The organism is Bacillus sp. YP1, assembly GCF_000877815.1.
Classification (GTDB): Bacteria; Bacillota; Bacilli; order Bacillales; family Bacillaceae; genus Bacillus; species Bacillus subtilis.
The window spans coordinates 591,212-607,263 of sequence record NZ_CP010014.1 but is presented as its reverse complement, the minus strand read 5'-3'; the positions used below and the strand labels follow the sequence as shown (position 1 = coordinate 607,263).

Genomic DNA, 16,052 nt, shown 5'->3' with positions numbered 1-16,052 from the left:
TTTTTCAGGTTAAAGAAGGAAAAAGCCGATCGCCATAATGACATATGCAGCAAGCAGTGTCGCACCTTCAAACCAGTTGGAATCCCCGTCATTCGAAATCGCGATCATCAAGAGAACCGCTGATACCATCGCGACGAGCTCAGGCAATGTAAATACAAGCGGCATGCTTGTCGGAAAAAAGATAGAACAGATGACGAGAACCGGTGCGACAAACATAGCGATCTGCAGCGTAGAGCCTACTGCAATTTCAACAGCAATGTCCATTTTATTTTTGAAGGCCATAATAATCGCTGACGCATGCTCCGCCGCATTTCCTACAATCGCCACGATGATGACCCCAATAAACAGCTCGCTCCACCCGAACTGTTCAGCCACCGAGTGAAAGGTATGGACCAGGTTTTCGGATATGTATGCAACCACAATCGTTGCCGCAAACAAGACAATCGTCGCAACCTTCCCTGACCATTCTGGCTCTTCCTCTTCTTCAGTCTGAGCGGCATTATTCGGCTGATAAACGCCCCGATGCGTGACAAGTTTAAAGTACAGCGCCGCCACATATAACAGAATCATAATGATGCTGATGCCGATGCTTAAATTGAGCTTGCTGGCGTTTCCCATACCAACAGAGAATACCTCCGGAATCACAAAGGCGACAATGATGGCAAAAATCAGAAGCCCGGAGTTATGGCGGGCATCATGGATATTAAATTCCTGCCGCTTATATTTTAAACCGCCGACAAAAAACGATAGGCCCGCTACCAGCAACAGGTTCCCCAGCACTGAACCGGTTAAAGAGGCAAGCACGATTCCTGTCAGGCCTTCTTTTAATGCAAAAAGGGAAATAATCAGCTCCACCGCATTCCCGAAGGTTGCATTCAACAAACCGCCGATACGCGGTCCTGCAATGATGGACAGTGATTCTGTCGCCCTCCCCATATAGCTTGCAAGCGCGATAATCGTCACGCAATAAACTGCAAATAGAACCGCGGAAGGCCAATGCATCAAACTGCCAATCACAGAAAGCGGAACACCGGCCGCCACTAAAATAAAAAAGATACGATTCATGGTGAAATAGCTCCTTTTTTATGACTTGTTTTATTTTTATTCTTCACAAAAACCTTCATGATTACACGAGGGCAAATGTATAGCGTGATATAGGCTTTTTTCAGGTTGCCTGCTTTTGGAAAACATTGTACGATCAACATAGATTCCACATAAGGAGAACTGACACGATGTCACGATTTCATTTCTTTATCCTTGTCTTGCTCGTATCCATTTCCGGGTTTTCACAAGGCATGCTGCTGCCTGTCATTTCAATCATTTTTGAAACAAATGGAGAATCCGCTGCGATCAACGGCCTGCACGCGACCGGGCTGTATATCGGTGTGCTTTTGGCTTCGCCGTTTATGGAAGCGCCGCTCAGAAAGCTCGGGTTCAAGCCGCTGATCGTCATGGGCGGAAGCATTGTCATTTTAAGCTTATTCGGATTTATTTGGCTTCAGTCAGTTTGGGTCTGGTTCCTGCTTCGCCTGTTCATTGGAATCGGCGACCACATGCTTCACTTTTCTACGCAAACGTGGGTGACCTCCATGTCATCAAAACAAAATCGCGGAAGAAACCTGTCTATTTACGGGCTTTCCTTTGGCCTTGGCTTTGCCGCGGGCCCGTTCATGGTGCCGCTTGTCAAGCTGAGTCCGTCGCTTCCTTTTATCGTGTCCGGCTGCATCAGTCTGTTTGCGTGGCTTTTTGTTTTCTTTCTACAAAATGCATACCCGGAAACCAGTCCTCATGAAACCAAATCAGACAATAGTTTCAGGCGATTTTATCAGGCCATGCTGTTTGGGTGGGTTGCCTTTATGCCTACATTTGGCTATGGCTTTCTGGAAACGGCGCTGAACGGAAGCTTTCCGGTGTACGCGCTCCGTTTGGGGATATCAGTAGACGCTGTAGCGATCATCCTTCCCGCATTTGCGATTGGAAGCATTATCTTTCAGTTTCCGCTCGGCATCCTCAGCGATAAATACGGCAGGCGGAATGTGCTGCTGGTGATTTTACTGACTGGGGCTCTTTGCTTTTTCATCGCCGGTGTATTTCCTTCGCCTTACGTGATCGGCGGCTGCTTTTTTATTGCAGGAATGGCAGTAGGATCAACCTTTACACTTGGCATCAGCTATATGACAGATCTTCTTCCGCCTCACCTCCTGCCGGCGGGAAACCTGCTTTGCGGCATTACATTCAGTCTCGGCAGCATCCTCGGCCCGGTTGCCGGCGGCTGGTATATGCAGACATTTGAAAGCGCAAACTTGTTCTACTTCATTACTCTCACGCTTAGCGCTGTGTGGCTGGCCCTTGTGCTGGGCAAACCGAAAAGCTGGTCACCGGCTGAAACCTATTCTTCATCTTCTTAATCAAAAAGCCTCCCGACATCATGTCAGGAGGCTTTTATGCTAATGGTAGCCGTTTTGTCCGTTGGCGCTTCCGCTTGTTTTATGGCTCGATTTGCTTTTCGAATTTTGTTTGTTATGGCTTCCGCCTTTTTTCGTATGCTTGGTCATCACGATATCCCCCCGACTTCTTTTTGAACCGAAGTTCGTTTATAGGGTGCGCTAATGGTAGGGATTTTCATCAGGAAGCTTTTTACGTTTATGTAAAAGAGCGTTGATTTCTCCGCCTAGGATAATTAAAATGCCGCTCAAGTAAAACCAAATCATCAGAACGATGATTCCCCCGATGCTCCCGTAAGTGGCGCTATAGTTCGCAAACGTGCTGACGTAAAATGAAAACAATGTGCTGACAATGATCCAGCCGATAGTCGCAAAGACCGCACCCGGCATGACAAACCGGAGAGACAGCTTTTTGTTCGGCGCAATCACATACAGCGCGGAAAAAACAATCAAAAGCACAAGCGGGCTGACACCCCAGCGAATGGCGGCCCAGACGGATAAAAACAGATCCGACGCGCCGACAAAGTCAGAAGCGAGCCTTCCAATCTCCCGGCCAAATACCGGCAGAAGCAAAGCCACTAAAATCGTAAATACCATGGCAATCGTCAAAAAAATCGAGGTTAGACGAACAATGATAAAAGAGCGGTTTTCTTCCACATCATACGCGTGGTTTAGCGACCGGACGATCGCGTTCATTCCATTAGACGCAGACCATAATGCGGCGATAATCCCGAATGACAGCAAACCGCCATTTCGATTATTTAAGGTTTGATGGGTAATGGATTCAACGAGAGACATCGCACTGGCGGGAGCATATTGTTCTATGACTCCTAAAACATCATCGGTAGAAAGCGGAAGATACGCGGTGAGCGTCAGCATAAAAATCAAAAAAGGAAACAGTGACAATAGAAAAAAATACGCCAGCTCCGCTGATTTACTTTGTCCTTCATGAAGGGTGTATCTGCTGAAAAGCTCTTTCAAAAAACTCATGTCGTCTCACCTCGCATGTTTGATCATTTTTTAAAAAAATGCTCTTTCGTTTCTTGCACGAGTTCCATCACTTGCGGCGTTGTTTTCTTCAGCTCTTTCACCTGCTGGTTCACAAAGTCGACTTCCTTTGAAAGCGTTTGGGCGAGCTTTTTGGCCTCATCCACTTTTGTGATGACAGTGTTTTTTAACAGCTCTGGGTTGCTTTTGTACAGTGAAAGTTTATGCTTGCATGTCAGCCATCTCATGCCGCACGCCTGTCTTGTCGGCTTATGGAGCAGTGATAACGCCGCGCCTGCCGCAGCTCCGAGAAATATCCCTTTCAGCATTAAACGTTCGTTGTTCATGCAAATTCTCCTTTCACTCACAATTGTTTTTCTTTTTGAATGGATGCAAGCAACTGCTCACAGCCCGTTTTGATTAATTGGCAGACCTCTTCAAAGTTCCCTGTGTAGTAAGGATCGGGTACGTCAGCCAGATCTGAATCTTCAACATAGTCCAAGAGCCTTTTGATATGCGAGGTGTTTTTAAAACCCGCCATGCTTCTGAGGCTCCCGATATTTTCTGCGTCCATCGCAATGATGTAATCAAAATCGTCCAGATCCTGTTCGCTGACTTGACGCGCCAGCATGCCATCAAAGCTAATTCCTTCTCTGCGCAATATCTCCTGCGTTCCCTCATGCGGGGGGTTGCCGATGTGCCAGCCGCCAATACCGGCTGAGTCCGCCTTGATTTTCCCCTCTAATCCTTTTTTGGCTGCCAGGTCCCGAAAAATCGCTTCCGCCATCGGAGACCGGCAAATGTTACCTAAACAAACAAATAACACGCTTATCATGATGTCCAACCTCCCTATTCTTTGCCCCTATTTCTCTAAAAAGAAACCTTCATGAATATCTTAGTAGGATGTTCATTTTCTTTTCAACTGATGTCTTCACTTTTTTGGAATGAACAGCCTGCTTTTAGAATAGGGTTTTTTTCTGATGGAATTCTGTTAGAATAAAACATACCTATATTGCGCATAGAAAGGATGGAACCCTTTGTCCAGCCCAAATACAGAAACATTAACTCAAATGATTGAAGAGATTTCCCAAAAGCTGAACATGCTGAACGTCGGCGTAATCAAAGCGGAGGATTTCAGTGATGAGAAGATTGAAGACCTCACGTACCTTCACAGCATGGTGATGAGAAAAGAATCATTCAGCCCAAGTGAAATGCAGGCGATTGCTCAAGAATTAGCCTCGCTTCGTAAATAATGGAGACTGGCCGGAAACTCGGCGAGTCTTTTTTATCATTTCCCCAAACCAAAACAGCAAAGTGTTCGAATAAGATTTGAAGGAGTACAAGCATGCAAACGACATCTATCAAAACAGCATCCGGAATGTATATCAACTACTTCTTTCTGGGGATGGTCAACATCATTCTCGCATCCAATATGTCTTCATTAACAAAACAGTGGAATACCGATCCGACCGGCATCAGTTATGTCATTGCCGCTATCGGGTTTGGCAAACTGCTGACATACGGCATTTCCGGCGTTCTATCAGATAAAATCGGCAGAAAGCCGCTTGTTGTCGCTTCTGCGGGAATTATGGCCGTCTTTTTAGTCGGTATTCCTTTATCACCGAGCTATGAGCTGGCGTTTGTGTTCGCCTTATTAGCCGGAGTCGCAAATTCAGCGATGGATGCCGGAACATATCCGGCCCTAACCGAGCTCTTTCCGTCTGCTTCCGGTTCGGCGAATGTCTTGGTCAAAGCCTTTATGTCTGTCGGGGCCGCACTTTTGCCGCTTTTGATCACATTTTTATCAGACCACAGCATGTTTTACGGATTTGCTTTTTATCTGCCGGCAGCGGTCTATCTCCTGAATATTATTTATTTATCAACGCTTTCGTTTCCTAAAAAACATAAGAAACCAACTAATAGCGGCCAACAGGAATCTCCCGTTTTCTTGTCTGAACCCGTTTTTCAGAAAGAAGGCACCGCACTGATTATCATCGGTTTTACATCCACGGCTTTATTTACGGTTTCTCAAATCTGGCTCCCGAGCTACGCGCAAAAAGCAGCCGGTTTAGCTGAATCAGCATCTGTACAATTGCTGAGCTATTATAGTATAGGATCTCTGGCATCTGTTTTATTATTAGCCGTTTTGCTGAATAGATGGGTCAAACCTGTCTTCATAACGCTCTTATATCCTATTATTACTTTATGTACGCTCGCAGTCATGCTGACCGTTCATATCCCAGTTGTGCTGGACATCACTGCCTTTTTCTTAGGCTTTTCAACTGCGGGTGTGTTTCAAATTACCATTACGTTAATGACAGAGCTTTTCTGGAAGCGAAAAGGAACCGTTACCGGAATTGTAGCGACCGCTTCAAGTCTTGCATCGATTCTGCTGCCGATTGCAACAGGGCTTATCGCAAAAGCGGGGGGCATCGCTCATATTTTCATATTCGACTTCGGCATTGCGGTCATCGGAACCGCTGCAGCTGCTTTCTTGTATTACAGGTACAAGAAACTGACAGGTGCTCAAGCCTAAGCAACAAAAAAACGGACGCCCGCGGGCGTCCGTTTTTTCTTATTTCTCAAGCAATGCCAATGACTCGCGGTTAAATGCCGGTATATCGTCCGGTGTGCGGCTAGTGACCAATTGATCCTGGCAAACAACCACTTCCTTGTCCACAACGTCGGCACCGGCGTTTTCCATGTCAACACGAATGGACGTATAGCCCGTCGCTTTTCGGCCGTCGAGCGCTTTCGCATTGATTAAAAGCTGCGGGCCGTGGCAAATGGCGAATACCGGTTTTTTGTCAGTCATAAACGCTTTTGTAAATTGGACGAAACGATCGTCAGCGCGAAGCTGGTCTGGTGAAAATCCTCCGGGAATCAAAAGCGCATCAAAGTCTGAAGGGTTTACGTCGTCAATGGACGCGTCAACCGTCACTTCCGCTTTTCCCTGCTTGCCTTTTACTGTTTTTCCTTTTTCTTTTTCGATGACAGTCAGTTCATGTCCCGCTTCTTTAAAGGCTTTCGCAGGCTCAGTGTACTCGCTGTCCTCAAAATAATCTGTTAAAACAACTGCAATTTTTTTCCCCATGATTCATAACCTCCCGCTTTATATGTCTACATAAAACACTCTACCCCAGCCACACTAAAATAAACATTCCGCGATTTGTGACAAACGATAAGCATAAATACCCAGTATTTGTCGCTTGATACTGCTACATAATACTCATTTTTCTCCCTTTTACAATAATCATAAAGAAACACCTACAAATAGTTACAAAATATTCTTACAATAGGAGCTGTAACACAAATTTCGTTGAAAGGTGGAGAACTGGTGAGAATACAGAAAAGACGAACACACGTCGAAAACATTCTCCGTATTCTTTTGCCCCCAATTATGATACTTAGCCTAATCCTCCCAACACCACCCATTCATGCAGAAGAAAGCGCGGCTCCTCAGGTGCATCTGAGTATTTTGGCTACGACTGATATTCATGCCAACATGATGGATTACGATTACTACAGCGACAAAGAAACGGCGGATTTCGGTCTGGCGAGAACAGCGCAATTGATCCAAAAGCACCGCGAGCAAAACCCTAACACCCTGCTTGTGGATAACGGCGACTTGATTCAAGGGAATCCGCTGGGTGAATACGCGGTGAAATATCAAAAAGACGACATTATCTCCGGCACGAAAACCCATCCGATTATCAGCGTCATGAATGCGCTGAAATACGACGCCGGAACGCTTGGCAATCATGAATTCAACTACGGGCTCGACTTTCTCGACGGCACAATCAAAGGAGCCGATTTCCCGATTGTAAATGCCAACGTCAAAACAACTAGCGGCGAAAACCGTTATACGCCGTATGTGATTAATGAAAAAACTCTCATTGATGAAAACGGTAATGAGCAGAAAGTAAAAGTCGGTTACATAGGCTTTGTCCCGCCGCAAATCATGACATGGGACAAAAAGAATCTCGAGGGGCAGGTTCAGGTGCAGGATATCGTAGAATCCGCCAATGAAACAATCCCGAAAATGAAGGCGGAAGGCGCAGATGTCATTATTGCCCTCGCCCACACCGGCATTGAAAAGCAGTCACAATCATCAGGTGCAGAAAACGCCGTATTTGACCTTGCCACCAAAACGAAAGGCATTGACGCGATTATCTCGGGCCATCAGCACGGACTCTTTCCTTCCGCCGAGTATGCGGGTGTTGCTCAGTTCAATGTGGAAAAGGGAACAATTAACGGCATTCCTGTCGTCATGCCAAGCAGCTGGGGCAAATATTTAGGCGTGATTGACCTCAAGCTTGAAAAGGCGGACGGCTCATGGAAGGTAGCAGATTCCAAAGGAAGTATTGAATCTATTGCTGGCAACGTCACATCAAGAAACGAGACCGTTACAAACACCATTCAGCAAACACACCAAAACACACTGGAGTATGTCCGAAAGCCAGTCGGCAAAACCGAAGCAGATATTAACAGCTTCTTTGCACAGGTCAAAGATGATCCTTCCATTCAAATCGTGACTGACGCGCAAAAATGGTATGCCCAAAAAGAAATGAAGGATACTGAGTACAAGGACCTTCCAATTTTGTCTGCGGGGGCGCCGTTTAAAGCAGGCGGCAGAAACGGAGCCAATTACTATACAAACATTCCAGCCGGAGATCTTGCGATTAAAAATGTCGGTGACTTGTACCTTTACGATAATACTGTTCAAATCGTCAAGCTGACAGGCAGCGAAGTGAAGGACTGGCTGGAGATGTCAGCAGGCCAATTCAACCAAATTGATCCAGCCAAAGGCGGCGATCAGGCCTTGCTGAACGAGAATTTCCGCTCCTATAATTTTGACGTGATTGACGGTGTCACATATCAGGTCGATGTGACAAAACCGGCTAAATACAATGAGAACGGAAAAGTGATCAATGCGGATTCATCCCGGATCATCAACCTTTCCTATGAAGGCAAGCCGATCAGCCCAAGCCAGGAATTTCTCGTGGTCACCAATAACTATCGTGCGTCCGGAGGCGGCGGGTTCCCTCATCTGACAAGCGATAAAATTGTCCACGGCTCTGCGGTTGAAAATAGGCAGGTGCTGATGGATTACATTATTGAACAAAAAACAGTCAATCCAAAGGCAGACAACAACTGGTCAATCGCGCCTGTTTCCGGCACGAATCTGACGTTTGAATCCTCGCTTTTGGCCAAGCCATTTGCCGATAAAGCAGACGACGTCGCTTATGTAGGCAAGTCTGCGAATGAAGGCTATGGTGTGTATAAGCTGCAATTCGATGATGATTCAAATCCAGATCCTCCTAAAGACGGACTGTGGGATCTGACCGTCATGCACACCAATGATACGCACGCACATCTCGATGATGCAGCGAGACGAATGACGAAAATCAACGAAGTACGCAGCGAAACAAATCACAACATTCTCCTTGATGCGGGAGATGTGTTTTCCGGCGATCTGTATTTTACAAAATGGAACGGTTTGGCCGATCTGAAAATGATGAACATGATGGGCTATGACGCCATGACCTTCGGAAATCATGAATTTGACAAAGGCCCGACAGTGCTTTCTGATTTTCTAAGCGGAAACAGCGCGACCGTTGATCCGGCGAACCGCTATCACTTTGAAGCGCCGGAATTTCCGATTGTCAGCGCAAACGTAGATGTGTCAAATGAGCCCAAACTGAAATCATTTGTCAAAAAACCGCAAACCTTTACCGCAGGTGAAAAGAAAGAGGCCGGCATCCATCCTTACATTCTGTTAGACGTTGACGGGGAGAAAGTCGCCGTATTCGGCCTGACAACGGAAGATACGGCCACCACATCAAGCCCGGGCAAAAGCATCGTATTCAATGATGCCTTTGAAACAGCACAAAACACCGTCAAAGCGATTCAGGAAGAAGAACAGGTAAATAAAATTATTGCTTTAACCCATATCGGTCATAACCGTGATCTTGAGCTAGCCAAAAAAGTAAAAGGCATTGACTTGATCATCGGCGGACACACTCACACCCTCGTTGACAAAATGGAGGTCGTAAACAGCGAAGAACCGACGATCGTGGCGCAGGCAAAAGAATACGGCCAATTCTTGGGGCGCGTTGATGTCGCGTTTGATGAAAATGGCGTTGTGCAAACAGACAAATCAAATCTGAGCGTGCTGCCAATTGATGAACATACAGAAGAAAACCCAGAAGCAAAACAAGAGCTCGATCAGTTCAAAAATGAATTAGAAGACGTAAAAAATGAAAAAGTCGGCTACACGGATGTGGCGCTTGACGGCCAGCGTGAGCATGTGCGCACGAAGGAAACAAATCTCGGAAACTTCATTGCGGACGGTATGCTGGCAAAAGCGAAAGAAGCAGCCGGCGCCAGAATAGCGATAACAAATGGCGGCGGCATCAGAGCCGGCATTGACAAAGGTGATATCACACTCGGCGAGGTGCTCAACGTGATGCCGTTCGGCAATACGCTTTACGTGGCCGATTTAACCGGAAAACAAATTAAAGAAGCCCTTGAACAAGGCTTAAGCAATGTGGAAAATGGCGGCGGCGCTTTCCCTCAGGTGGCCGGAATCGAATATACCTTTACATTAAACAACAAACCTGGACACCGTGTGTTAGAAGTGAAAATTGAATCGCCTAACGGAGACAAAGTTGCTATAAATACGGATGATACCTACCGCGTGGCAACAAATAATTTTGTCGGTGCCGGAGGAGACGGATACTCTGTCTTTACAGAAGCCTCCCATGGTGAAGACCTTGGCTACGTTGATTATGAGATTTTCACCGAACAGCTGAAAAAACTAGGAAACAAGGTCTCTCCTAAGCTTGAAGGACGGATCAAAGAAGTATTCCTGCCGACAAAGCAGGAGGACGGCAGCTGGACACTTGATGAAGACAAATTTGCGATTTACGCTAAAAATGCCAACACGCCGTTTGTCTATTATGGAACACATGAAGGATCTCAAGAGAAGCCTATCAATCTTAAAATGAAAAAAGATCAGGTCAAACTTTTGAAAGAAAGAGAATCAGATCCTTCATTGACGGTGTTCAACTACTGGTACAGCATGAAGATGCCAATGGCGAACCTTAAATCAGCAGACACTGCAATCGGAATCAAGTCGACGGGAGAATTGGATGTGTCACTGGCAGATGTATATGACTTTACAGTGAAGCAAAAAGGAAAAGAAATAAAATCATTCAAGGAGCCCGTTCAGCTTTCGCTTCGCATGTTTGATATTGAAGAAGCCCATAACCCTGCCATTTATCATGTCGACAGGAAAAAGAAAGCTTTCATAAAGACAGATCACGGATCAGTTGACGATGATATGGTGACAGGATATACAAACCACTTCAGCGAATACACGATCTTAAATTCCGGAGAGAACAACAAACCGCCTGCATTCCCGTCAGATCAACCGACAGGCGGTGATGACGGCAATCATGGCGGCGGCTCCGACAAACCAGGCGGAAAACAGCCAACTGACGGAAACGGAGGAAATGATACGCCTCCCGGCACTCAACCGACTAACGGCTCTGGAGGAAACGGTTCGGGCGGATCAGGAACAGACGGTCCGGCTGGCGGCCTGCTTCCGGACACAGCCACATCCATGTACTCGATCCTGTTGGCCGGATTTCTGATCAGCGCACTCGGCACCGCAATGTACTTACATCAGAGGAGAAAACAGAATAGAGCGAATCAGGCATAAAAAAGAGCTGCTCGCTAAGCGAGCAGCTTTCTTTATTTAAACCCACTTCACAACATCTTCAACAGCAGATCTTGTTTTCGGACGAGGGTCTCTCACTCGGTAGCCAAATGCCACCATCACAGAAATATCGAAGCTTCCGTTTTCCAGAAGGCCTTCTTCTTCAAGAACACGGTGAATGTGATCGTACTGGAAGCCTTCTATCGGGCAGGAATCAACACCGATTTGCGCAGCGGCAGTCATCATGTTGCCAAGCGCGATATAGGTTTGTTTTGATGCCCAGTCAAACAATGTTCTGTCACTTTCAAGCAAATGCAAATCGTTTTTCTGGAATTCTTCTGTTTTGCTTAAATAGCCTTCGTACACGTCTTGCGGCATTTGTTTTACTTCTTTTAAATGACGTTTGATGTAGTCCGCATTATATTTGATATCCTTCGCTGTACGCGCAAGAATCAGGACGAAATGGCTTGCGGTCGGCAGCTGCTTTTGCGCGCCCCATGTGTATTCACGAAGCTTCTCGCGGAACTCCGGATTTTGGACGACGACAAATTTCCAAGGCTCAAGGCCGAGTGAGCTCGGAGACAGTCTTCCTGTTTCTAAAATAAATTCAAAATCGCTGTCTGACACTTTTTTATTCGGGTCAAATTCCTTAGTCGCATGCCTGAAATTGTATGCATCCAGAATTTGTTTCTTTAGATCTGCCATGTAAAACACCTCTCCTTTAGGTTACTCTCATCTCTATTGTAGCCATTATGATAAAAAGTAAAAGTACGCACATTTTTGTTGGATAGTATCAATTTTGATACCAAACAAAAAAGCGCGCTGCCGCAGGCAGGCGCCTCTCTCATTTCCCCCGCCGCGCAAAATCAACAAATCGGAATTTGTCGAGACGGTGTCTGCTTTCCGTATATTGAAACAAACTGGTATCCTCCAAAAAGACGTAGTTTCTCACCACGACCATATGGTCATAGCCGCGTAAATCGAGAAGCTCTCTGTCCTCGTCCGTACACGGCTCGGCGACAATTTCTTTTTGGGCGTAACTGATCGAAAGACCGAGCTCTCCTTCTATATACTCATATATGGAGTTTTCACAAATTTCTTTCGTCAGGTGAGGGACATGCTTTCTGAAAAAGTAATCCTTGTCCAAAATCACATGTTCCCCGTCAATCTTTCTAGACCTGATGACTTCCCAGATGTCGTCATCCAGATTGGCCCGGAGCTGTTTTTGGATCAGCTCTGACGGAGGCGCCAGCCCGAATTTGTGTACAGTTGTTTTCGTTTCTTTGCCAAGCGTTTGCGCGAGCTCCTTGAAGCTGACAAGGCCCGAAACGGGAAACTGCATTTTTTCACGATTGAGCACGACGGAGCCTTTTCCCCTGATTTTCTGGATATAACCGTTTTGCGCGAGCATATGAAGCGCCTTTCGGACCGTTTCTCTTGATGTACCGTACTGTGCGGTCAACTCATGTTCAGACGGAAGAATCTCCTCCGCTTTCCATCGGCCGCCTTCAATTTGCTGTGCGATGTCTTTATAAATTGTGATGAATTTATTCACCTTCATTATGGACCACCCAGCTTAGTTTAACACGGTTTCGTTAAACGATAAACAATGGACTCATACGGGCGAAGCGTCATGTTCTGAAGCCCTTCCCTTGCTTCATCGTTCGTCAACAGCACCTCTGCCTTCCATTCGTCAGGCGCTAAAGAGTCCGGCAGTGTAAAGGCCGCCTCTGTCCCGTAAAAATTATTGATCACGAGCAGCTTTTCATTGCTGCCGTGTCTGAGATACGCAAAAATGTTCGGGTCATCCTTTGCAATTATCTCATACGTACCCTCTGTCACAATGTCATACATTTTGCGAATCTGAATCAATTTTTGATAATGGTAAAACACCGAATTCTGATCCCTCAGCGCCGCTTCAGCATTGATTTCCCGGTAATTTCCTGCAACCGGTATCCATGGTGTGCCCGCTGTAAAACCACCATTTTCCGTAGCATCCCACTGAACGGGGGTTCTGGAATTGTCACGGGATTTCGCCTGTAAAATGGCTGTAATATCTTGATCAGCCATTCCTTTTTCCTTAAAGGCGTGATACATGTTCAGCGATTCGACATCCCGATAGGAGCTTATGTCAGTGAACTTCGGATTCGTCATCCCCAGCTCCTCGCCCTGATAAATATAAGGCGTGCCCTGCATCAAATGAATGGCCGTAGCAAGCATTTTCGCCGATTTCACCCTATATGCGCCATCATCTCCATATCTTGATACAACGCGCGGCTGATCATGATTGCACCAGAACAGAGCGTTCCATCCTCCTCCTGCGTGCATCCCCGTTTGCCAGTCAGATAGGATCTCCTTCAGCTTCAAAAAATCAAACGGCGCCAAGGCCCATTTTTCGCCGTTAGGATAGTCAACCTTGAGATGATGGAAGCTGAATGTCATATCAAGTTCTTTATTGTCAGGATTCGTATACCGGATACAGTGGTCTACGGTTGTTGAAGACATCTCACCGACCGTCATGCTGTCGTAATGCGAAAACACCTTTTCGTTCATTTCATGCAGAAATTCGTGCACCCGCGGCCCATCAGTGTAAAAAGAGCGGCCGTCGCCTTCCTCCGCATTCGGAAAGCGCTGATCTTTAGAAATCAGGTTGATGACATCAAGCCTAAAGCCGTCTATTCCCTTTTCAAACCAAAAATGCATCATGTCATAGACATGCTTTCTGACCTCTTCATTTTCCCAATTCAAATCAGCCTGTGTCACATCAAACAGATGCAAATAGTATTGGCCTGATGCTTCGTCAAGCTCCCATGCCGAGCCGCCGAATTTCGATTCCCAGTTCGTCGGAACAGAACCGTTTTCCTGTGGGTCTTTCCATATATAAAAATCACGGTACGGGCTGTCTATTGAAGAGATCGCCTCGCGAAACCATTTGTGCTCTGTTGACGTATGATTGACAACAAGATCCATGACGACTTTCAGGTCTCTTTTATGTGCTTCGGACACTAGCCGCTCAAAATCCTCCATCGTTCCGTATTCAGGATAAATCGAGTAATAATCACGAATATCGTACCCATTATCATGCTGCGGAGAATCATAAATCGGCGTCAGCCAAAGCACATCCACCTGAAGTGTTTTTAAGTAATCAAGCTTTTCAATAATGCCGTTCAGATCGCCGACACCGTTTCCTGTCGTATCGTTAAAGCTTTTCGGATAAATTTGATAAACCACAGCTTTTTTCCACCATGGCGTTTGTTCTGTTTTCATCTGTTTCCACCACCATATTTAAATTGAAAACGGGAAAAGGGAACGTTCAACACGTCCCGCTCCCCATTTGTTATTTATGTTTGAATCTCGCATACGCGTATGTTCCGGCAAACGGCACGATCAATACAATAGCCATCCCGATTGCAAACGCGCCCCAGTACTGGCTCATGATTGAGAAAATCCCCGGCACGCCGCCGACACCGACGGAGCTTGCCAGCACACCTTGAGAAGAAATATACATTCCGGCCAGGCCAGAGCTGACCATTGCAATGATAAACGGAAATCTGTATCGCAGATTCACCCCAAAGATGGCAGGCTCTGTAATGCCAAGATAAGCAGAAATCCCTGATGTGAGGGAGAGGCCTTTTTGTTTCTCATCCTTCACGATAAACATCATGGCCAGAGCTGCCGAACCTTGTGCGATATTAGAAAGCGCCAGCATCGGCCATAAAAAGGTGCCGCCGAGCTTTGAACCGATGAGCTGCAGGTCGACTGCAAGAAACGTGTGATGCATACCGGTAATCACGAGCGCTGAGTAGAAACCGCCATATAACAGACCGCCCAGTGCGGCAAAAGAACCAAACACCGAGATAAGCCCTGAAGTCAGTACATTACCGATCGCAAATGTAATCGGGCCGATAATGATAAAAGAGGCAAATCCTGTTAAGAGAAGCGTAATTGGTGCGACAACGAGCAGCTGTATGCCCTCAGGTGTGCGTTTTGTTAAAAATACCTCAATCTTCGCCAGCATATAAGAAGCAAGCAAAATTGGGAGCACCTGACCCTGATAGCCGACTTTCTGCACCTCTAGGCCGAATAGATTCCATACCGGGATCTCTCCGCTTTGTTCTGCCGCGCCATATCCCCACGCATTCAGCAAATCAGGATGCACGAGCATAACTCCGAGCACAATGCCGAGAAGCGGATTGCCGCCGAACCGCTTGACGGCAGACCATCCGATTAACGCAGGCAAAAACGTAAAGGCCGTGCCTGCAATCAGGTTAATCATATTAGCAAGATCCGCCCACTGCGGATAAACCTGCACAATCGATTTTGTGCTGAAGAAAATGCCTTCCGCCGTTAAAATGTTATTGATCCCCATTAAAAGACCCGCCGTGACAATCGCAGGCAATATTGGAATAAAAATATCTGCAAGCGTTTTCACAGCACGCTGCAAAGGATTCATATTTTTTTCTGAGGCCTTCTTCACTTCATCCTTTGTTGACTCGCCAATCCCCGTTTCCTTGACCAGTTCAGCATATACTTTGTTGACAGTTCCCTGGCCGATTACGACCTGAAACTGTCCGTTTGTCGAGAATGATCCCTTTACCACATCAATTTGATCAAGCATCTCTTGGTCAACCTTGCTTTCATCTATTAAAGCAAAACGCAAACGTGTAACACAATGAGTTGCCGCTGCAATATTTTCAGCACCGCCGACTGCTTCGACAATCTGACGTGCCGATTTGTTCAGTTCCCCCATGCCAACCCCTCCGTATCCGTTTTTATAACTTGTATATACAACTTATAATCATATTGTATTCCTGTATATACAGGTAGTCAACACTTTTTTATAGCGCTTTCATCCTAGTCTGGAATATATGAAACAGACAAGGTTACCCTAAAAGTCA

13 protein-coding genes are annotated in these 16,052 nt (G+C 46.2%); 4 read left to right on the top strand and 9 right to left on the bottom strand.

Annotated elements, in window-relative coordinates:
- Positions 1 to 9: 9 nt before the first annotated feature.
- Positions 10 to 1,065 carry a calcium/proton exchanger gene (gene cax / locus QF06_RS02835; RefSeq protein ID WP_003242902.1) on the bottom strand — a complete coding sequence of 352 codons (1,056 nt, stop codon included), beginning with the start codon at positions 1,063 to 1,065 and terminating at the stop codon, positions 10 to 12.
- A 167-nt stretch (positions 1,066 to 1,232) separates the two neighbouring features.
- On the opposite strand from cax, the gene QF06_RS02830 reads away from it, so the two are divergent.
- Positions 1,233 to 2,408: an MFS transporter gene (locus QF06_RS02830; RefSeq protein ID WP_003243008.1), complete on the top strand. Its 1,176-nt coding sequence runs from the start codon at positions 1,233 to 1,235 to the stop codon at positions 2,406 to 2,408.
- A 198-nt stretch (positions 2,409 to 2,606) separates the two neighbouring features.
- Here the strand turns inward: QF06_RS02830 and QF06_RS02825 are convergent, their stop codons facing one another.
- Genes QF06_RS02825 through yfkJ form a run of 3 tightly spaced genes read right to left on the bottom strand, consistent with a single transcriptional unit; the run spans position 2,607 to position 4,266 of the window.
- Entirely contained in the window at positions 2,607 to 3,434 is an 828-nt protein-coding gene (locus QF06_RS02825) for a YihY family inner membrane protein (protein WP_003242564.1), read from the bottom strand.
- A gap of 23 nt (positions 3,435 to 3,457) precedes the next feature.
- Positions 3,458 to 3,778, bottom strand: a complete 321-nt coding sequence (locus QF06_RS02820; RefSeq protein ID WP_015715505.1) for a hypothetical protein — start codon at positions 3,776 to 3,778, stop codon at positions 3,458 to 3,460.
- Positions 3,779 to 3,795: 17 nt separating this feature from the next.
- Positions 3,796 to 4,266 (bottom strand): protein-tyrosine-phosphatase, encoded by a 471-nt coding sequence (yfkJ, locus tag QF06_RS02815; RefSeq protein WP_003243480.1) that lies wholly within the window; start codon positions 4,264 to 4,266, stop codon positions 3,796 to 3,798.
- Positions 4,267 to 4,468: 202 nt separating this feature from the next.
- Here yfkJ and QF06_RS02810 point away from each other — a divergent pair, with 202 nt between their 5' ends.
- Both QF06_RS02810 and QF06_RS02805 read left to right on the top strand, forming a co-directional pair.
- Positions 4,469 to 4,684, top strand: a complete 216-nt coding sequence (locus QF06_RS02810) for a DUF1128 domain-containing protein (protein WP_015715504.1) — start codon at positions 4,469 to 4,471, stop codon at positions 4,682 to 4,684.
- Between the two features lie 92 nt (positions 4,685 to 4,776).
- On the top strand, positions 4,777 to 5,967 hold the full coding sequence (locus QF06_RS02805; RefSeq protein WP_003233671.1) for an MFS transporter: 1,191 nt from the start codon (positions 4,777 to 4,779) through the stop codon (positions 5,965 to 5,967).
- A 39-nt stretch (positions 5,968 to 6,006) separates the two neighbouring features.
- On the opposite strand, the gene yfkM is transcribed toward QF06_RS02805, so the two are convergent.
- Positions 6,007 to 6,525, bottom strand: a complete 519-nt coding sequence (yfkM, locus tag QF06_RS02800) for a general stress protein 18 (RefSeq protein WP_043940070.1) — start codon at positions 6,523 to 6,525, stop codon at positions 6,007 to 6,009.
- 243 nt (positions 6,526 to 6,768) lie between these two features.
- On the opposite strand from yfkM, the gene QF06_RS02795 reads away from it, so the two are divergent.
- Entirely contained in the window at positions 6,769 to 11,157 is a 4,389-nt protein-coding gene (locus QF06_RS02795; protein WP_082044602.1) for a multifunctional 2',3'-cyclic-nucleotide 2'-phosphodiesterase/3'-nucleotidase/5'-nucleotidase, read from the top strand.
- Positions 11,158 to 11,193: 36 nt separating this feature from the next.
- Here the strand turns inward: QF06_RS02795 and QF06_RS02790 are convergent, their stop codons facing one another.
- From QF06_RS02790 to treP, 4 genes are all read right to left on the bottom strand, one after another.
- Positions 11,194 to 11,859, bottom strand: a complete 666-nt coding sequence (locus QF06_RS02790; protein ID WP_043940068.1) for an NAD(P)H-dependent oxidoreductase — start codon at positions 11,857 to 11,859, stop codon at positions 11,194 to 11,196.
- A gap of 139 nt (positions 11,860 to 11,998) precedes the next feature.
- A complete protein-coding gene (gene treR / locus QF06_RS02785) occupies positions 11,999 to 12,715 on the bottom strand; it encodes a trehalose operon repressor (protein ID WP_041851175.1) in 717 nt (238 codons plus the stop codon).
- A gap of 20 nt (positions 12,716 to 12,735) precedes the next feature.
- Positions 12,736 to 14,421, bottom strand: a complete 1,686-nt coding sequence (gene treC / locus QF06_RS02780) for an alpha,alpha-phosphotrehalase (protein ID WP_041851176.1) — start codon at positions 14,419 to 14,421, stop codon at positions 12,736 to 12,738.
- Between the two features lie 70 nt (positions 14,422 to 14,491).
- Complete coding sequence (gene treP, locus QF06_RS02775; protein ID WP_003233682.1) at positions 14,492 to 15,904, bottom strand: PTS system trehalose-specific EIIBC component; 1,413 nt, start codon at positions 15,902 to 15,904, stop codon at positions 14,492 to 14,494.
- Positions 15,905 to 16,052: the final 148 nt, after the last annotated feature.